This is a genomic window from Nocardia neocaledoniensis, assembly GCF_003182135.1.
In the GTDB taxonomy this organism is placed as follows: Bacteria; Actinomycetota; Actinomycetes; order Mycobacteriales; family Mycobacteriaceae; genus Nocardia; species Nocardia neocaledoniensis.
This window is the reverse complement of record NZ_QGTL01000015.1, coordinates 1-18,683: the sequence shown is the minus strand read 5'-3', so window position 1 is coordinate 18,683 and position 18,683 is coordinate 1. Positions and strand designations below refer to the sequence as shown.

Annotated in this window: 17 protein-coding genes and 1 rRNA gene; 1 reads left to right on the top strand and 17 read right to left on the bottom strand. The window is 71.3% G+C overall.

Annotation, left to right across the window (positions count from 1 at the left end):
- Nucleotides 1–13: 13 nt before the first annotated feature.
- The 10 genes from DFR69_RS29345 to DFR69_RS29300 form a co-directional block, all read right to left on the bottom strand.
- A complete protein-coding gene (locus DFR69_RS29345; RefSeq protein WP_110040918.1) occupies nt 14–1,330 on the bottom strand; it encodes a pseudouridine synthase in 1,317 nt (438 codons plus the stop codon).
- Between the two features lie 8 nt (nt 1,331–1,338).
- Nucleotides 1,339–1,995 carry an SMC-Scp complex subunit ScpB gene (scpB, locus tag DFR69_RS29340; RefSeq protein ID WP_110040917.1) on the bottom strand — a complete coding sequence of 219 codons (657 nt, stop codon included), beginning with the start codon at nt 1,993–1,995 and terminating at the stop codon, nt 1,339–1,341.
- The gene (locus DFR69_RS29335; RefSeq protein WP_373867131.1) at nt 1,992–2,876 is read right to left on the bottom strand and encodes a segregation and condensation protein A; all 885 of its coding nucleotides are present in this window, start codon (nt 2,874–2,876) and stop codon (nt 1,992–1,994) included. Before DFR69_RS29335 ends, scpB begins: the two co-directional genes overlap by 4 nt.
- A complete protein-coding gene (locus DFR69_RS29330; RefSeq protein ID WP_110041051.1) occupies nt 2,873–3,706 on the bottom strand; it encodes a ParA family protein in 834 nt (277 codons plus the stop codon). Before DFR69_RS29330 ends, DFR69_RS29335 begins: the two co-directional genes overlap by 4 nt.
- Before the next feature lie 249 nt (nt 3,707–3,955).
- Complete coding sequence (gene xerD / locus DFR69_RS29325) at nt 3,956–4,888, bottom strand: site-specific tyrosine recombinase XerD (protein WP_110040915.1); 933 nt, start codon at nt 4,886–4,888, stop codon at nt 3,956–3,958.
- A 35-nt stretch (nt 4,889–4,923) separates the two neighbouring features.
- Nucleotides 4,924–5,580, bottom strand: coding sequence for an NUDIX domain-containing protein (locus DFR69_RS29320; protein ID WP_110040914.1), 657 nt, complete (start codon nt 5,578–5,580; stop codon nt 4,924–4,926).
- A gap of 17 nt (nt 5,581–5,597) precedes the next feature.
- Nucleotides 5,598–7,319 (bottom strand): CTP synthase, encoded by a 1,722-nt coding sequence (locus DFR69_RS29315; RefSeq protein ID WP_110040913.1) that lies wholly within the window; start codon nt 7,317–7,319, stop codon nt 5,598–5,600.
- Nucleotides 7,320–7,397: 78 nt separating this feature from the next.
- Nucleotides 7,398–8,339 (bottom strand): copper transporter, encoded by a 942-nt coding sequence (locus tag DFR69_RS29310; RefSeq protein ID WP_146229464.1) that lies wholly within the window; start codon nt 8,337–8,339, stop codon nt 7,398–7,400.
- Nucleotides 8,336–9,535 carry a putative cytokinetic ring protein SteA gene (steA, locus tag DFR69_RS29305; protein ID WP_110040911.1) on the bottom strand — a complete coding sequence of 400 codons (1,200 nt, stop codon included), beginning with the start codon at nt 9,533–9,535 and terminating at the stop codon, nt 8,336–8,338. The genes DFR69_RS29310 and steA overlap by 4 nt, the downstream gene beginning before the upstream one ends.
- Before the next feature lie 150 nt (nt 9,536–9,685).
- Nucleotides 9,686–10,162: a hypothetical protein gene (locus DFR69_RS29300; RefSeq protein ID WP_146229463.1), complete on the bottom strand. Its 477-nt coding sequence runs from the start codon at nt 10,160–10,162 to the stop codon at nt 9,686–9,688.
- Nucleotides 10,163–10,360: 198 nt separating this feature from the next.
- On the opposite strand from DFR69_RS29300, the gene DFR69_RS29295 reads away from it, so the two are divergent.
- Entirely contained in the window at nt 10,361–10,780 is a 420-nt protein-coding gene (locus DFR69_RS29295; RefSeq protein ID WP_110040909.1) for an SRPBCC family protein, read from the top strand.
- Between the two features lie 27 nt (nt 10,781–10,807).
- Here the strand turns inward: DFR69_RS29295 and recN are convergent, their stop codons facing one another.
- From recN to rrf, 7 genes are all read right to left on the bottom strand, one after another.
- A complete protein-coding gene (gene recN, locus DFR69_RS29290) occupies nt 10,808–12,577 on the bottom strand; it encodes a DNA repair protein RecN (protein WP_110041050.1) in 1,770 nt (589 codons plus the stop codon).
- On the bottom strand, nt 12,567–13,511 hold the full coding sequence (locus DFR69_RS29285) for an NAD kinase (protein ID WP_110040908.1): 945 nt from the start codon (nt 13,509–13,511) through the stop codon (nt 12,567–12,569). The genes recN and DFR69_RS29285 overlap by 11 nt, the downstream gene beginning before the upstream one ends.
- Nucleotides 13,508–14,329 carry a TlyA family RNA methyltransferase gene (locus tag DFR69_RS29280; RefSeq protein ID WP_110040907.1) on the bottom strand — a complete coding sequence of 274 codons (822 nt, stop codon included), beginning with the start codon at nt 14,327–14,329 and terminating at the stop codon, nt 13,508–13,510. Before DFR69_RS29280 ends, DFR69_RS29285 begins: the two co-directional genes overlap by 4 nt.
- A 1-nt stretch (nt 14,330) precedes the next feature.
- Complete coding sequence (locus tag DFR69_RS29275; RefSeq protein WP_110040906.1) at nt 14,331–14,615, bottom strand: hypothetical protein; 285 nt, start codon at nt 14,613–14,615, stop codon at nt 14,331–14,333.
- Nucleotides 14,616–14,628: 13 nt separating this feature from the next.
- A complete protein-coding gene (locus DFR69_RS29270) occupies nt 14,629–15,522 on the bottom strand; it encodes an HAD-IIA family hydrolase (protein ID WP_167456453.1) in 894 nt (297 codons plus the stop codon).
- A 290-nt stretch (nt 15,523–15,812) separates the two neighbouring features.
- Nucleotides 15,813–16,946 (bottom strand): hypothetical protein, encoded by a 1,134-nt coding sequence (locus tag DFR69_RS29265; protein ID WP_373867115.1) that lies wholly within the window; start codon nt 16,944–16,946, stop codon nt 15,813–15,815.
- Between the two features lie 1,641 nt (nt 16,947–18,587).
- Nucleotides 18,588–18,683, bottom strand: a 5S ribosomal RNA gene (gene rrf / locus DFR69_RS29260); the annotation flags it as partial.

Below are 18,683 nucleotides of genomic sequence, written 5' to 3'. Positions count from 1 at the left end.
GAATCCACTCCGTTCACAACTGCACCGCCTCGTAGAGTTTGCCGATCTCGTCCCGGCCGAGCACTCGCAGCGTGCCCGGCCGCTGGTCGCCCAGCGCCACCGGACCCAGATGGGTACGCACCAGCCGGATCACCGGGTGGCCGACCTCGTCGAGCAGCCTACGCACGATGTGCTTGCGGCCCTCGTGCAACACGAGCTTGACCAGCGAACGACCCTCGTGGGCCTCGAGCAGCGCGAAGCGGTCGACCTTGGCCGGACCGTCCTCGAGCTCGACGCCGTCGCGCAGGCGCTTGCTGATCAGGCGATAGTTCACCTCACCCTGCACGGTGGCCAGGTAGGTCTTGGGCACCTCGAAGGAGGGGTGCATCAGGCGATGCGCCATCTCACCGTCGTTGGTCAGCAGCAGCAGGCCCTCGGTGTCGGCGTCGAGACGGCCGACGTGGAACAGGCGCTGACCGGCGGCGATCCGCTCGGCGACGATATCGCCGACGCAGGGGCGGCCCAGATCGTCGGACATGGTCGACTGCCAGCCGCGCGGCTTGTTCAGCACCAGGTGCACCAGCTCGTCGCGCACCACGACCCGGGTGCCGTCGACGCGCACGACCGCGTTCTCCGGGTCGACGCGCAGACCCTGCTCACGCACGATCTTGCCGTCGACCTCGACGCGACCGGCCGCGATCATGTCCTCGGCGGCGCGGCGCGAGGCCACGCCCGCCTTGGCGAGCACCTTCTGCAGGCGTTCGCCCTCGCCCCACGGCAGCTTCTTCGGGCCCTCGGCGGTGTCGGCATGCTGGTGCCGCGCAGGCTTGGCGTTGTTCAGGATGGTCGGCGCGACCACCTTGCGCTGCGGCTTGGCCGCCTTCTTGCGCGCGGCGGGCGCCTGCGCGGTGGTGGGACGGGCGTTGCCGCCCGCGCGCGGCGCGGCGCCACGGGGCTGCGCGCCGGGACGACCGCCGCGCTCGGCGTCGTCGCGCTGGTAGCCGCCTGCGCCACGGCGACCGCCGTCACGCTGGAAACCCCCGGCGGACGCGCCGCGGCGACCGCCGGATTCGCCGTCACGCTGGTAGCCGCCTGCCGAGCCGCCACGGCGGCCGCCGTACTCGGTGTCGCGCTGGTAGCCGCCCGCGGACGTGCCCCGGCGAGCGCCGGTGTCGCGGGAGTAGCCGCCCGCGCCGGTTCCGCGGCGGCCGGGGGCCTCGCCGCGGGCGCCGCCCTGCCCGGTGCGCGCGGTGCCGCCGCGGGTTCCCGCGGTCCGGTTCGCGCCGCTACGGGGCTGGTCGGTGCGTCTTCTTCGATCCGGTGTGCCATCTCGGCGAGCGGAATTATTCATCTGTCCTGTCAATCGTCGGTGCCGAGGTCCATGTCGGACTCGGCGGGTTTCTGCAGCCTGGTGAACCGGGGGTCGGTCTCCAGGCTCTCGCTGATCTCATCGATCAGGTCGACGCCGGGAAGCAGCGGCGCCAGCGGTGGCAGGTCGCCGAGGGAGGCGAGCCCGATCCGTTCGAGGAACAACTCGGTGGTGCGGTACAGCGTGCCGTTGGTCTCCGGGTCCTGACCCGCTTCCGCGATCAGGCCCCTGGCGAGCAGTGTGCGCATCACTCCGTCGACGTTCACCCCGCGCACCGCGCTGACCCTGGTGCGGGTCACCGGCTGGCGGTAGGCGATCACCGCCAAGGTTTCCAAGGCGGCCCGGGTGAGCTTCGTCCGGGCCCCGTCGAGCAGTACACGCTCGACATAGGGCGCGTACTCCTGTCGAGTATAGAAGCGCCAGCCGTCCCCGACGAAACGCAGGTCGATGCCGCTGCCCCGCGCGGTGAGCTCGGCCGACATCGCCCGCAGCGTCGCCTCGACCCGTTCGGCGGTGTCGTCCACGGCCGCGGCCAGCTGTTCTACCGGCGCGGGAGCGTCGACGACGAGCAGCATGGCCTCGAGCGCCGAGCGCAGTTCGCCGTCGTCGAGCGGCTCGGAAGTGAACTCCGCCACTGCCTCGGTCATCCGTAATCCTCCTCGAAGGTCAAGGCCGCCGCCTCGGCGTCCGGGTCCAGCTCGCCGAGCCAGCTCACGGCCAGCGGGCCGAGCGGATCGGGCTGGTCGAACGCGATGGTCTTGCCGCGGTACAACTCGAGCAACGCGAGGAAGCGGGCCACGATTTCCACCGGGGCGGTGCAGTCCTCGACCAGCTCGGCGAAGGTGGTCCAGCCGCCGGGCCCGCGCTCCTTCAACCGCGCCAGCACCAGCTCGGCCTGCTCGGCGACCGAGATGGTGTGCATGTGCAGATGCCCGAGGCCGACCTGGGCGATCGGGCGTGGCCGGAACGCGGCGGCGGCGATCTCGGCGAACGCGGCGATGTCGACGCCGAGCGTCACCTCGGGCAGCAGGCCCTCGAACTGTTCCTCGAGCGCCACCGACCGCGGGTACCGGCGCAGCGCGGCCGATTCCAGTTCCCCGAACAGCTCCGCGACCTGTTTGAACGCCCGGTACTGCAGCAGCCGGGCGAACAGCAGGTCGCGGGCGTCGAGCAGTTCCAGGTCGTCGGCGTCGGTCATCTCGCCCGAGGGCAGCAACCGGGCCGCCTTGAGATCGAGCAGGGTGGCCGCGACGACGAGGAACTCGGTGGTCTGATCGAGGATCTTGTCGGCGCGCAGCTTGGTGTTCTCGACGAGGTCGGCGGTCAACGCCTTCGTGTAGGCGATGAACTCGTCGGTGACCTGATGCAGCGCGACCTCGGTGACGTCGAGTTTGCGCGAACTGATCAGCGTCAGCAGCAGATCGAACGGCCCTTCGAAATTCTTCAGCCGCAGATGGAAACCGGTGTTCTCGGCGGGAGGAGCCGCTTCTTCGGAGACTTCGGGCACCGCGGGTCGAGCGTCGATCACCGGCCCGACCGGTGGATGACCTCGCGTGCCATCGCCCGATACGACTCGGCGCCGCCGGATTTCGGCGCCCACGTGGTGATGGGTTCGCCGGCGACGCTGGCGTCGGGGAACCGCACGGTGCGCGAGATGGCGGTGTCGTAGACGAGGTCGCCGAACACCTCGACCACCCGCGACATCACCTGGCGCGAATGCAGCAGCCGCGCGTCGAACATGGTGACCACGATGCCGTACAGGCTCAGTCGCGGGTTGAGGCGGTCGCGCACCTTCTCGACGGTGTCGTTGAGCAGGGCCAGGCCGCGCAGCGAGAAGTACTCGCATTCCATCGGGATGATCACGCCGTCGGAGCAGGCCAGCGCGTTGACGGTGAGCAGCCCGAGCGAGGGCTGGCAGTCGATGAGGATGTAGTCGTAGCGGTCGCGGACCCCGGCCAGCGCCCGTCCCAGCGACTGCTCCCGGCCCACCTCGTTGACCAGCTGGATCTCGGCCGCGGACAGGTCGATGTTGCTGGGCAGCAGGTCCATTCCCTCGACCTTGGTGGTCTGCAGGACGTCGTCGACGGTGGCCTTCCCACCGATCAGCAGGTTGTGCACCGTGAGGTCGAGATCGTGGTGGGCCACGCCGAGGCCGGCCGAGAGCGCACCCTGCGGGTCGAGGTCGACGAGCAGCACGCGGCGGCCGTATTCGGCCAGGGCGGCACCGAGATTGATGGTCGAGGTGGTCTTGCCGACCCCGCCCTTCTGGTTGCACATGGCCACCACCAGCGCGTCACCGTGACGCTGCACCTGCGGTGGCTCGGGTACCAGTCGCAGCGGGCGCCCGGTCGGGCCCATCTCGACGGCCTCGGCGACCTGATCCGGTCCACCGTCCCACGGTGTTTCCGCTGTCGTCACGATCCGCTGCTCCTTATACGTTTTCCTGCCGGTATCCCCTGTCGAGGGTAGCGAGCCCGATTCGGCCGGGACTCGCTTTCGTACGGTCCAGCTCTGGGTAGACGCTACCGCTCGGACCGGTGAGGTACAGCATGGCAACGCCGGGCGTGTTCGCACGATACCCGCCGGACATGACTGTCCGGTGGCGGTTCACCTGGCCCTCGGGTGCGCGGTCGCCCAGACTTCGCGCAGTGTGCTCACCGTGACCAGCGTGTAGATCTGGGTGGTCGTCACCGAGGCGTGGCCGAGCAGTTCCTGCACGACGCGCACGTCCGCGCCGCCGTCGAGCAGGTGGGTCGCGAAGGAATGCCGCAGGGTGTGCGGCGAGACGGCGGCCCCGATTCCGGCCCGCTCGGCGGCGGTCTGCAGCACCTGCCAGGCGCTCTGCCGCGAGAGCCTGCCGCCGCGCGCGTTGAGGAACAGCGCGCCGCCGGAACCCTTCCCGCTCGCCGCCAGGCTCGGCCTGCCCCGCACCAGATAGGCGTCCACGGCCGCCAGCGCCGGACGGCCGATGGGGACCAGCCGCTGCTTGCCGCCCTTGCCGCGCAGCACGACGCAGCGCTGCCCGGCGTCGATGTCGTCGACGTCGAGGCCGACCATCTCGGAGATGCGGGCGCCGGTGGAGTACAGCAGTTCCAGCAGGGCGCGATCGCGCAGGCCGCGCGGACCGCCGTCGGCCGCGTCGCCCTCCCCGCCCGCGGCCTCCAGCAGGCGTAACACCTGGTCGTAGGGCAGCGCCTTGGGCAGACGGCGCCCCGGCGCCGGCGGTTTCACCGCGTGCGCGACGTCGGTGTCGGTGAGGCCCTCCGCGGCGGCGAACTTGTGCAGGCCGCGGACCGCGATCAGCGCCCTGGCCACCGAGCCCGCCGCGAGCGGGGGGTGATCGGCGCCGCCGGAGCGCAGCGCCATGGTGAACTCGGCGACATCGCCCTGGGTGACCGCGCGCAGGCTGTCGATGCCGCGGCCGTCCAGAAAGGACCGGTAGCGGCCGAGATCACGGCGATAGGCGCCGAGGGTGTTGCGCGCGGCGCCGCGCTCGACCGCCAGATGGTCGAGGTAGGCGTCGATCTCGCGCGCGAGCACGCCCGAGCCCGTCTAGTCTCCGCCGCGTGCCGCGCTCACGCGTCACCCGTCGCCGAGCGCGCCTGCTCGGCCTTGCGCCGCAGGAACGCGGTCGGCTGCCCCGGCCACGGCGCGTCGGCCGGGCGCATCGGCACCGCGTTCGCCGAGGCCGCCGCGTAGGCGAGCACCCCGGCGACCGCCGTCGCGTTCACGATCTCCCCGGCCAGCGCGGCCCGGACCGCCTCGGCGACCGGCATCCGCACCAGCTCCAGATCGGCTTCCTCGTGTTCGGGGTCCGGCCGGTCGGTCTCGGTGAGCCCGGTGGCGAAATACACCCGCAGCGCCTCGTCGGTGAACCCCGGCGACAACGCCACATCCACCAGCACCGACCACTCGGCGGCGGCCAGGCCCGTCTCCTCGGCCAGCTCGCGCTTGGCCGCGGTGAGCGGGTCCTCGCCGTCGATGTCGAGCAGCCCGGCGGGCAGCTCGAGCAGCCGGGTGCCGAGCGGATGCCGGTACTGCCGGATCAGGACGACGTTGCCGTCGTCGTCGAGGGCGAGCACCGCGACGGCGGCGTGATGCTCGATGACCTCACGCTCGGCGACCCGGCCGTCCGGCATCGCGACCTGATCCTGGCGCAGGGCCAGGATCGCGCCGCTGTAGAGCACCCGGCTCGACACCGTCTCGAACTCGTGACTACCGGGCTTGCTCACTTCTCGATCGCTCCCGCTCAGAGGTCCGCGGCCTGCTCCGCGAGTTCTTCCTCGGGGAAGTCTACGGGAAGGCGTTCGGCCAGTTTGTATTTCAACGCCGCGTTGATCAGCGCGGCGAACAGCGGATGCGGCCGGGTCGGGCGGCTCTTGAGCTCCGGATGCGCCTGGGTGGCGACGAAGAACGGATGCACCGAGGCCGGGTACTCGACGAACTCCACCAGGTGCCCGTCGGGCGAGGTGCCCGAGAACACGAGCCCGCTCTTCGCGATCGCGTCGCGGTAGGCGTTGTTCACCTCGAACCGGTGCCGGTGCCGCTCGGAGACGTTCTCGGTGCCGTAGGCCTGCGCGACGACCGAGCCCTTCTGCAGCGTGGCCGGGTAGGCGCCCAGGCGCATGGTGCCACCGAGATCGGCGGCGCCGGCGACGACGTCTTCCTGGTCGGCCATGGTGGAGATGACCGGGTTCTTCGTCTCGGGCTCGAACTCCGCCGAGTTGGCGTCCTCGATGCCCACCGAGCGCGCCGCCTCGATGACCACGCACTGCAGGCCCAGGCACAGGCCGAGCAGCGGGATGCCGCGGCGCCGGGCGTAGCCGATGGCGCCGAGCTTGCCCTCGATGCCGCGGATGCCGAAGCCACCGGGGATCAGCACCGCGTCGACGTCGCGCAGCGCCGCCTGGGCGCCCGCCTCGGTCTCGCACTCGTCCGAGGGCACCCAGCGGATGTTCACCTTGGACCGGTGCGCGAAGCCACCGGCGCGCAGCGCCTCGGTGACCGACAGGTAGGCGTCGGGCAGATCGACGTACTTGCCGACCAGCGCCACCTCGACGGTCTCGCGCGGCGAGTGCACGCGGTCGAGCAGGTCGCCCCACACGGTCCAGTCGACGTCACGGAAGGGCAGACCCAGCTTGCGCACCACGTAGGCGTCGAGGCCCTCGCTGTGCAGCACCTTCGGGATGTCGTAGATCGACGGCGCGTCGGGGGTGGAGATGCACGCCTCCACGTCGACGTCGCACATCAGCGCGATCTTGTTCTTGAGGCCCTGCGGCACCTCGCGGTCGCAGCGCAGGATCAGCGCGTCGGGCTGGATGCCGATGTTGCGCAGCGCGGCCACCGAGTGCTGCGTCGGCTTGGTCTTGAGCTCACCCGAGGGCGCCAGGTACGGCACCAGCGACACGTGCAGGAAGAACACGTTGTCCCGGCCCACGTCGTGGCGGATCTGGCGCGCCGCCTCGAGGAACGGCTGCGACTCGATGTCGCCGACGGTGCCACCGATCTCGGTGATCACCACGTCCGGCACATGCCCCTGCAGATCGGGACCCTGCATCGCCATGATGCGGTTCTTGATCTCGTCGGTGATGTGCGGGATGACCTGCACCGTGTCGCCCAGGTACTCGCCGCGCCGCTCCTTGGCGATCACGGTCGAATAGATCTGTCCCGTGGTCACATTCGCGTCCATGGACAGGTCGCGATCGAGGAAGCGCTCGTAGTGGCCGACATCGAGGTCGGTCTCCGCGCCGTCCTCGGTGACGAACACCTCGCCGTGCTGGAACGGGTTCATGGTGCCCGGATCGACGTTCAGATACGGATCGAGCTTCTGCATCGTCACCCGCATGCCGCGCGCGGTCAGCAACTGACCGAGGCTGGAGGCGGTGAGACCCTTACCCAAAGAGGAGGCGACGCCACCGCTCACGAAGATGTGCTTGGTGGCATTTCGAGCCTGATTCCGTGTTTGACCCACGGAACTCCACAATAACAGGGACCCGGGCCCCCGAGCTATTTGCGGGTCGTTAACGCGGACGCGTGTCGGGCGGCGAACTCAGCGGGGCATGGCCACCATGGTGAGCGAGGTCGCCGTCGGCCCCGTCCCGTACCGGCCCGCGCCGCCGGAGAGCTGCTCGGTGAAGGCGAGAGCGGTTGTCACCCGGCCGATCTCACGGTCGACGTTGTCGACCGTGGTCACCGTGGTCGCCAGCGGCGCCTGCGCGCGCACGTGGGCGATCGCGCCGTTGCCCTCGGCGGCGCCCGCCCGACCGGCCAGCACGGCACCGGTGGCCCGCGCGCGCACGGCACCGGCGAAGCGGGCGATAGTCGCGCCCTGGCCGGTGTCGGATGCGACACCGTTGCCGGTGACCACGACCGCCAGCTGCGCGGGCCGCACCGGGCCCTCGCCGTAGGCCAGGAAACCGCCGCCGCGCAGGGTCTCGAGGACCAGCGCGAGTTCGGGCTCGGTGCTGCGCGGCTGATTGCTCGCCGGGTCGAGCAGCAGCGTGAGCCCCAGCAGGTCCCCCGCCATCGAGCCCTGGTCGACCGCGCCGGTCCGCAGCTGCGCGCCCGCGGGGACGATGTTGGTCAGCGCCGAGCGCATCCGGTCGCCCTCGCCCGCGTCGACGAAGGAGTCGGTGAGCGCGATCCGGCCGGTCACCGCGGCACCCGCGGTCTCGAGCGCCCGGCTCACCCCGTCGATGTCGCCGGGGTCGGCGTCGGGGGTGCTGAACACGACGACGCTGCGGTCGGCCAGCGTGCCGCCCAGGATCCGGCCCGCCGACCCGGCGAGGAAGCGGTCGGCGGCGTCGAGCTGTCCGGTGAGCTGTTCGTTGCGCGCGGTGAGCGCGTCGACCTGGCCGCTCAGATCGCTCTTGTCCGAGCGCAGCCCGGAGAGCATGTCCGAGGCGAGGGTCTGGGAACCGAGCACCACCCCGACGGCCAGGGCGAGGAAGATCGCCGCGATCGAGATGGCGTGCTGACGCAGCGAGATCACAGCAGACCACGCACCCACAGCACGAAGCGGTTCCAGTACTCGATCGCCCAGTCCAGCATCTCGGATCCGTTGTGCGAGGCCAGGATCACCACCACGATGGCGACCAGGGCCGCCAGCACCACCAGCGCCAGCGCGGCGCCGGAGGACCGGTGCCGGTACAGCGTGGACACCGCCTTCGCGTCGACCAGCTTCGCGCCGACCTTCAGCCTGGTCAGGAACGTCGCCGGGTTGCTGTCACGCCGGCCGCGGTCGAAGAAGTCCTCCAGGGAGGCGGGCGCGCCGGCGAGCACGATCAGCGACGCGCCGTGATGATCGGCGAGCATGAGCGCCAGGTCGGCGGGCGAGCCCGAGGACGGGAACGTCGTGGCGCCGATACCGAGATCCTGGATACGTTCCAGGCCCTTGGCGTGCCCGTCGGTGTCGGCGGGCAGGATCATCTCGGCGCCGGAACGCAGTGTCTCCGTGCTGATCTCGTCGGGATCGCCGACGATCAGGTCCGGCGTGTACTTGAGCTTGCGCAGCGTGTCGGCGCCGCGGCCGACCCCGATCAGGATCGGCGCGTACTCCTTGATGAAGGGCTTGAGGCGCCGTAGCTCCTCGAGATGGCCCGGCCCGTCGGCGATCACCACGACATGCCGGTTGCGCAGGTCCAGCTCGATGTCGGGCACGCCGATGCCGTCGATCAGCAGACCGCTCTCGGTGCGGACGAATTCGGTGGTGTTGCCCGCGAACGCGTCGAGATGATCGGCCAGACCGTTGCGCGCCTCGATCATCCGGTCGGCGATGGCCGATTCGTCGAACTCGATGCCCTCGACGAGGACCTCGGGTTCCTTCTTGGTGAGCTTGTCCGCGTAGACGATGCCCTCGTCGATCCGGATCTTGGCGCCGTCCTTGATCTTGCCGAAGGCATCGGAGGAGACCGTGTCCATGAGCACGATCCCGTTGGCCACCAGCACTTCCGGGCCGAGGTTGGGGTAGCGGCCGGAGATGGAGGGCGAGGTGTTGATCACCGCGACCACGCCCGCCTCCACCAGCCGGTCGGCGGTGTGCCGGTCCAGGTCGGTCTCGTCGAGCACGACCACGTCGCCTGGACTCACGCGCCGCAGCAGTCGCCGGGTGTCGCGGTCGACCCTGGCGATCCCGGTGACACCGGGCAGCGTTTCGGTGTTTCTCGACAACAGCGCCGGCATCCTCATGTGGCCGATGATGAGCGCAAACCCTCAACCTTTGGTGGAGGCGCGCCGAATCACCGGTCACATTCGTCGCCTTGAGCTACCGCTCAGCACCCGCCGATGCCTGGGCACCGGCCACCCGAGCATTCCGCCTTTTCGGTGGTCACGGCCGGATCAGGGCACGGCGACGGTGCCGTATCCCGGCATGACCGTGACGCTCGGGCCGATGTTGCCGCCCACGGCGACCGAATAGACACCGGCGACGATCTGCCCCGGCCCGGTGTTCGCCACGACCGGACCCACCGGGCACTGGGCCGGATCGGTGCACGGGAAGATGTAGGGCACATCGGCGATCCCGGTCGCGCCGGTGTTCACGTTGAGCCACTGCACCCGTGCGCGCAACCAGGGCGAACCGTCCCCCTTGTAGGGCACGACATTTGTGACCCCGAACGACACCTGCCCCGGTTCGACTCCGGTCGTCGCGGTGACGGTGACGTAGTCGGTGCCGGGCCCGTTCATGCTCCAGCCCCACAGGGCCGCGGCGCCGGCGAAATTCGTGGTCACCGGTGCCGCGGCGGCGGTTCCCGCCGTCCCGAGCACCGCGGTCGCGGCCACCGCCGTCGCGGCGCCGATCATCCCGATCACTCGCATCGTCTCGCACTCCTTCGGTCGTGTCCGCCGGCCACGGCCGGCGACAGTCCACAAGTTCGGCTCACAAACGATCTCCGCCAGTATGTCGGACAGGCCCGCGGGTCGGTTACATCCCCCTGGTCCGAGCGGTCGGATCGAAACGCCTCCGGCGACTACCCGTATGCTGCGGGTCACAGATATCTCGGACAGGAGACACCCATGCCCCGCAGCACCGTCGAGACGGTCTTCGACGCCCCTCGCGACATCGTCTACCGCCTCTTCACCGAGCGTGAGGCCGTCAGCCCGCACCTGCCCATCCAGGTCAAGCTGATCAAGCAGGGCGACCCGGCCACCGGCGTCGGCGCGCAGCACCTGCTCGGCTTCGGCAAGGCCGGTGTCACCGAGGAGATCACCGCGCTGGTCCCCGGTGAGCGGATGGAGTACAAGATCGTCAAGGGCGCGCCGGTCAAGCGCCACGTCGGCATCGTCACCTTCGCCGACACCAGCTCGGGCGGCACCCGCGTGGTCTACACGATGGAGTCCGAGCCCTCGCTGCCCGTGCCCGCCCCGATCCTCGAGTTCGGCCTGCGTCAGCTGACCAACCAGCTCATCGGCGGCGTCCGCAAGGCGCTGCGCTAGCTTTCCGCCACTCCGGCCCGGCCGCGGCTAGGCCGGAGTGCGCTCCGCGCGCGCGGTCTCCAGCAGTTCCTCCGCGTGCGCGCGGCCGGTCTCGGTGTCGTCGAGGCCGGCCAGCATCCGGGCCAGTTCCACGACCCGCTCCTCGTCGGTCAGCGTGCGAACTCCGCTGTCCACCTTGCCTTTTCCGTCGTCGGACTTGTTCACCACCAGGTGCGTGTCGGCGAAGGCCGCCACCTGGGGCAGGTGGGTCACCACGATCACCTGATGGGTACGGGCCAACCGGGCGAGGCGCTTGCCGATCTCGACGGCCGCCCGGCCGCCGACGCCGGCGTCGACCTCGTCGAACACCATGGTCGCGCCGTGATCCGAACCGGCGAGCACCACCTCCAGTGCCAGCATGACGCGCGAGAGCTCACCGCCGGAGGCGCTCTTGCTCAACGGCAGCGACTGTGCACCCGAGTGCGCCGAGAGCCGGAATTCCACCTCGTCGACACCGTTGGACCCGGCGTGCAGCCGCACCCCGTCGAGGTCGAGCGGCGCGGAGTCCTGGGCGCCGGCGGGCATCGGGCGCACCTGCACCTCCAGCTTGGCCTTCCCCATCGCCAGGCCCCCGAGCTCGGTGCTCACCGCGGCGGCCAGCTTGCCCGCGGCCTTGGCCCGCGCGGCGCTGAGTTTGCGCGCCGCCTCGCGCACCTTGCCCGCGGCCGTCTCGACCTCACCGGCGAGCTTGGCCAGCGCGTCCTCGGAGACGTCGAGGGAGTCCAGGCGCGCGCGTGACTCGTCCGCCCAGGCGATGACGCCGTCGATGTCGGGGGCGTACTTGCGGGTCAGCGACTTCAGCTCCGCCTGCCGGGTGAGCATCGAGTCCAGCGCGCCGGGATCGGACGGCAGTTCCGAGAGGTAGCCGCTGAGTTCGGTGGTGACGTCGACGACCACCGCGATCGCCTCCCCCAGCCGCGGTGAGAGCGCGCTCAGCGCCGGATCGTCGGCCGCATCGAGCCGGGCGCGCGCCCCGCCCAGCAGATCGAGGACCCCGCCGCCGTCGGCGGGCGCGTCGGCGGGGCCCGACAGCGCCTCGTGCGCGGCCGCCGCGGCCTCGCGCAGCGAGTCCAGATCACTGAGCCTGCGGATCTCGGCGACGAGGCGGGTGTCCTCGCCCGGTTCCGGTGCGATGCCGTCGATCTCGGCCAGCGAATGCTTGAGCCGGTCGGCCTCGAGTGCCAGTTCCCTGCTGCGCTCGGTCCGCTCGAGCAGTTCGGCGCGGGCATCGAGCCAGGACCGCCGGTGCACCTGGTACTTGCGCAGCAGCCCGGCGACGCCGTCGCCCGCGAACTGGTCGAGCGCGGCCAGCTGCTGTTCCGGGCGTTGCAGGCGCAGCTGGTCGTTCTGGCCGTGCACCGTCAGCAGCCGCGAGGTGAACTCGCCGAGCACCGCCGCCGGCACGCCGCGCCCGCCGAGGTGCGCGCGGGAACGCCCGTCGCTGTTGACGGTGCGGACCGCGATCACGCTGCCGTCCTCGTCGGCCTCGGCGGCGGCCGACTCCAGCACCTCCTCGACGGCGGCCTTGGCCGCGTCGTTGACGTCGTCGATGACGAAGCGGCCCTCGACCACGGCTTTGGCCGCGCCGAGCCGCACCCGGCCCGCGTCGGCCCGCGCCCCGCTGAGCAGGTGCAGGCTGGTCACGACCATCGTCTTGCCCGCACCGGTCTCGCCGGTGAGGACGGTGAGTCCGGCGTGGAACTGGGCGGTGGCCGTCGAGATGACGCCCAGCCCGTCAATCCTGATCTCAGTCAGCATCGCGGCTGTTCTCCGTTCGCTGTCTCCCCCGCCAGCCGGTGACCGGCAGACGGAACTTGCGCACCATCCGGTCGGCGAACGGCGCGGAATCGAGCCGCACCCACCGGACCGGTCGTTCGCCACGCACCACTTCGGCGCGACCGCCCCGCGGCAGCGCCAGTGTGCGGCGGCCGTCGAGGAACACGATCGCGTCGTGGCCGGTCGCGACCGTCTCCACGGCGATCAGCGATTCGGGGCTGGTCACCAGCGGCCGCGCGAACAGCGCGTGCGCGTTGCTCGGGATCACCAGCATCGCCTCGAGCTCCGGCCACACCACGGGCCCGCCCGCGGAGAACGCGTAGGCCGTGGAGCCGGTCGGGGTGGCGATGAGGATGCCGTCGCAGCCGAACGCCGAGACCGGGCGCCCGTCGACCTCGAGCACCACTTCCAGCACACCCATCCGCTGGGCGTTCTCGATGCTGGCCTCGTTGAGCGCCCACCCGCGTTCCACGACGGTGTCGTCGACGCGCACCGTGACGTCGATGGTGAGCCGGTCCTCCACCCGGTAGTCGCGGTCGACCACCTGGGCCAGCGCCTCGTCGAGGTGTTCGGCCTCGGCTTCGGTGAGAAAACCGATGCGCCCCAGGTTGATTCCGAGCACCGGCACACCGGTGGGCCTGCCGAGTTCGGCGGCGCGCAGGAAGGTGCCGTCCCCGCCGAGGGCCAAGACCATCTCACAGCCCAGCGCCGCGGAGGGGCTGTGCGGCACCACCCGCACCGGATAACCGGCCGGCTCGTTCTCGAAGCGCGTGCTGTCGGCCTCGTCGGCGAGGACCCGCAGGCAGATCCCCGCTTCGGCGAAGATCTTCGCGACCCGGTGCGCGGTCTCGATGATCTCCGCGCGACCGGGGTGGGCGACGAGCAGGATCTCCCTGCCGCCCTCGTGCGTGTTCACTGCGGACCCTCCTCGACCGCGCGGGCGACCAGTCCCGCCACCTGCTCGGCGTCGTACTCGAACGGGCCGACCTTGCGCAGCCACAGGAAGTATTCGACATTGCCCGACGGGCCGGGCAGTGGACTGGCCACCACACCCTGGGTCCGCAGGCCGAGCGCGCCCGCCGCGGCGGCCACCTCGCCGACCACTTCGGCCCGCAACGCCGGATCACGCACCACGCCGCCGGAACCGACCCGTTCCTTGCCGACCTCGAACTGTGGCTTCACCATGGGCAGCAGATCGGCGCCGTCGGCGGCGCAGGCCGCGATCGCGGGCAGCACCAGGCCGAGCGAGATGAACGACAGATCGCCGACGACGACCTCGACTGTGCCGCCGATGGTTTCGGGCGTGATGTTACGGACGTTGGTGCGGTCGTACACCTGCACGCGGTCGTCGTTCTGCAACCGCCAGATCAGCTGGCCGTACCCGACATCGACCGCGGCCACCTCCCGCGCGCCGCGCGAGAGCAACACATCGGTGAACCCGCCGGTCGAGGCGCCCGCGTCGAGGCAGCGCTTGCCCGCGACGTCGAGCCCCGCCGGCTCGAACGCCTCGAGCGCACCGAGCAGCTTGTGCGCGCCGCGCGACGCCCACGACACCTCGTCGGGTTCCTCCCGCACGATCAGCGGCGTTCCCGCCTCCACCGCCGTCGCCGGTTTCACCGCGACGGTGCCTGCGATCAGGACGCGGCCCGCGCTGATCAGTTCGACCGCGTGTTCTCGCGATCGCGCCAATCCGCGGCGAACCAGTTCGGCGTCCACCCGCGCTCTCCTGGCCACCTCAGATCTTGTCCACGGTCGCCAGCGCGTCGACCAGCACGTCGTGCGCCTGTTCGAGGATGCGGGCCCGGCGGGTGATCTCGGCGCCCGCCTCGGTGTTCTCCGCGGGACCGGTCACCGGTGCCGTCGCACCGAGTTCGGCCAGCAGCGCGTCGACCTCGGCGGTGATCCGCTGCGGATCGGCCGGAGTCTGCCCGCCCTGACCGGGCAGGTGGCTGCCGGGCAGCGGGATCCCTGGGCGGGGTGGCTGTGACGCGCCGGTCGGCGGTGAACTCGGTGTACTCATCGTGCCGTCAACGCTATCGGATTTCGGAATCGGCCGCGCGCACCCGTACCGCCCGGCCGGGGTGCTGTCGCAACAGCTCCGCGACCTCCGACGGCGCGACGGCGCCCGGCACGATCTCGTCGTTGAGGGCCTCGAGTCCGGCGGCGACGAAGGTGGGCACCCGTTCGGGCGGTGCGGCACACACTTCCTCCAGCGTGCTGACCCCGGTGAGCACCAGCAGCGAGTCGAGTCCGAGCCCGTTGGCGCCCTCGATGTCGGTGTCGAGGCGGTCGCCCACGACCAGCGCGGCGCGGGTGCCCGCGCGTTCGAGCGCGTTCTCCATCAGCGGCGCGTACGGTTTGCCCGCCACGAGCGGTTCCCGATCCGAGGCGGTGCGCAGCGCCGCGACCATGGACCCGTTGCCCGGCGCCAGGCCGCGTTCGTTCGGCAGCGTGCGGTCGGTGTTGGCGGCCACCCACAGCGCGCCCGCGCGCAGGGCGTAGGCGGCCTCGGCGAGATCCGGCCACGCGGTGGTCGGCGAATGGCCCTGCACGACGGCCACGGGCGGTATGTCGCCGAATCGGCGGATCGGCACCAGACCGCGGGCGGCGATCTCGGCGGCCAGATCGTCGGTGCCGACGACGAGCACGTGGTCGCCCGGAGCCAGCTGCTCGGCGACCATTCTGGCGGCGGCTTGCGCGCTGGTCACCACATCGTCGCTGCTCGCCGGGTAGCCCAGCTCCGCGAGGTGGCCGGCGACCACGCCGGGTCCGCGTGCCGCGTTGTTGGTCACATAGACCAGCCGCTGCGCCGAATCACCGTTCGGCGCCAGCGCTTTCGGCCCGCCCTCGATCACCTCGGGCCCGCGGTACAGCGTGCCGTCCAGGTCGAGCAGCAAAGCGTCGTATTGATCGCGTAGCTGGTTCACACACCCTCACTCCGTCGTCGCTGCCGGGCCGAACACGTTTCGACCCTAGGCGAACCCACCGACAACTCCCGGCTCCCGCCGGGGCGTCCAATTGTGCTCGCACCCTTCATGATCGAGCATGGGTTCGCGATCTGTGCACGGTGTGGCCGGTTTCGCTGCCCGCCCCCGCGCGCCTCGACGTGCGCGCGTCGCCGGTTCCGTGGTCGAGGTCACTGACGGCGCCCGCGCCGAACGACCGCGGGCCGGGAGCCGTGTCGGCTCCCGGCCCGCGGGTTCGATCCTCGATGACGCTACTGCGCGTCGCCGGTCAGTTCGGCGGCGCGGTCCTCGGCGTCGGTCTCGCCGTCGACGTCGGCGGCCGCGGCGTTGAGGAACCACTGCAGGCCCTCGTCCGTGCGGCCCGCCGCGACCAGCGCGTCGGCGTAGGCGTAGAACAGGCGCGCGGCGGCCGAGCCGGTGCGCGCCGGATCCAGATCCGGGGTCTGCAGGGTGACGACGGCCTGATCGAACTGGCCGAGGTCCATCCGGGCGCCCGCCACCACGATCCGCAGCTCGCTGGCCTCGTCACCGCTGAGCCGCTGCGCTTCCTCGCTGCGGCCGAGCTCGATGGCCCGCTCCGGCCTGCCGAGGCCACGCTCGCAGTCCGCCATCACGGCCAGCAGCCCGGAGCCACCCGACATGCGACGCGCGGTCCGCAGCTCCGAGAGGGCCTCGGCCCACTCCTCGGCGTGATAGGCCACCACACCGGCGGTCTCGCGGACCACGGCGATGCGACCGGCTCGCTGCCGGGCGGCCCTGGCGTGCGCCAGCGCCAGCCGCGGATCGTCCTCGAGCAGCTCGACAGCCATCACCATGTGCCGGGCGACGGTCTCGGCGTTGTTCTTGTCCAGGCTCAGCAGATCCCGGCGCACAGCCGGATCGAGATCGGAGGCCTGCACGTCCTCGGGCAGATCGGGCTCGTCCGGGCGCGCTCCGCGCCGGTCGGTGGGACGGCCACCCACGGCACGAGCGCCTTCGCCGCCACGGCGACGATCCTCGCGTTCGTCACGGGCACCGTAGCCCGCGTCGTCCGCGTCGCCACGGCGGCGGTCGTCAGTGGAACCGGCACGGTCACTCGCGTCAGCGCCCGCGCTACGGTCTTCGTCACGCGAATTCGTGGAGAACCGCGCGGCGTCCTCGTCCCCGCGAGGCTCGTCGTCGGCGCGGTCGCCCGCGTCCGCGTCCGACCCGGCCCGGCGATCGTCGTCGGCGGCGGACCGCTCGGCCGCGAGATCGTCCGATGCCCGGTCCTCGCCCGCGGCGACGGTGTACGGCCGCTCGCCGACGAGATCTTCGTCGGTCGCCGCGGCGCGGTCGTCGGCGTCGCCGGCTACCTCGTCCGCGGACTCGGCACGCTCGCTCGAGGACGTGTCTCCGGACCGCACAGTGGACGCTGCCGAGGTGGTCTCCTCGACGCCCGCCGAAGTGAGCTCGGTGTCCTCGGCGTCGCTCGCGGAGGAGACGACACCGAGCACGTCGCCTTCGCGCTCGCGGCGCTTCTCACGATAGGTACCGTCCAGCGGCTTGCCGTCTTCACCGACATAGCCGCGCGCGGCACCGGAATCACTCTTGCGCTTGAAGCCGCCGCGACCGCGATCGTCTTCGCGCCGCTGGTAGCCACCACGATCGCCGCTGTCGCCACGACGGAACCCGCCACGATCCGAACCACCGCGCGAACGGTCGTCCCCCTCGCCGCGCCGGAAGCCACCGCGATCGCCGCCACGGGAGCGGTCGTCGCCTTCGTTCCGGCGGTAGCCGGAGCCGCCACGGGGGCGGTCGTCGTTGTCGCGCCGGAACCCACCACGATCGCCACGGTCGTAGCCGCCACGCGCACGGTCATCGCCTTCATTGCGACGGAACCCGCCACGCTCGGAGCTACCGCGCGAACGGTCATCACCTTCATTACGCCGGAACCCGCCACGCTCGGAACCACTACGCGAGCGGTCATCGCCTTCGTTACGGCGGAACCCACCGCGCTCCGAACCACCGCGCGAACGGTCGTCGTCGCGACGGAAGCCGCCGCGGTCGCCGGAGCCACCACGGCCCGCGTCGTCGCGCCGCTGGTAACCACCGCGGTCGCCGCTGTCGCTCCGGCGGAAGCCGCCGCGATCGTCGCCTTCGTTCCTGCGGAAGCCGGAGCCGCCACGGGGGCGGTCGTCGTTGTCGCGCCGGAACCCACCACGATCACCACGGTCGTAGCCGCCCCGCGAACGATCGTCGCCTTCATTGCGACGGAACCCGCCACGATCCGAACCACCACGGGGGCGGTCGTCCTCGTTGCGACGGTAGCCACCGCGGTCCCCACCGCGATCGAAACCACCTGCAGGACGATCGGATTCATCGCGACGGCGGTAACCGCCGCGGTCGCCGGAGCTGCCGCGGGCCGCGTCGTCGCGCTTCTGGTAACCCCCACGGTCACCGCTGTCGCCGCGCCGGAAGCCACCACGATCGTCGTCGCGCCGCTGGTAGCCGCCGCGCCCGGCATCGTCGCGGCGCTGAGAGCCGCCACGGTCCGAACCACCACGCGAACGGTCGTCGCCCTCACCGCGACGGAACCCGCCACGGCCGACGTCGTCGCGCCTCTGGTAGCCCCCGCGGTCGCCGCTGTCGCTACGCCGGAAGCCGCCGCGGTCGCCACCACGGTCCCGATCGTCACGGTTGTAACCGCCGCGCTGGCCCTCGGAGCGGTCGGAACCGCCACGGCCACCGCGACTGTCGTCGTCGCGGCGGAATCCGCCGCCCTTGTTCTCGCCATATCCGCCGCGGGGGCGGTCGGTCGGTTCGCCGCGCCGGCCGAAACCGCGGGCGTCTCCGTCCCGGCGGAAAGGCTTCCGTCCGTCGTTGTGTTCCGACACGGCGATCCCTTTCTGGATTCCCCGTCCTGGGGAGTGTTGTCGTGGCCCCGCCTACAAGAATTCAACCACGGGCGGAGGACGGGGCATCGTCCGCCCGGCGTGGTGGAGCCGCGTTCGGCCCCACAAACGACGATAGGGGACCCAAATCTGGGTCCCCTATCGCGAAGGTATGTCCGGCGGTGTCCTACTCTCCCACACCCTGTCGAGTGCAGTACCATCGGCGCAGGTGGCCTTAGCTTCCGGGTTCGGAATGGGACCGGGCGTTTC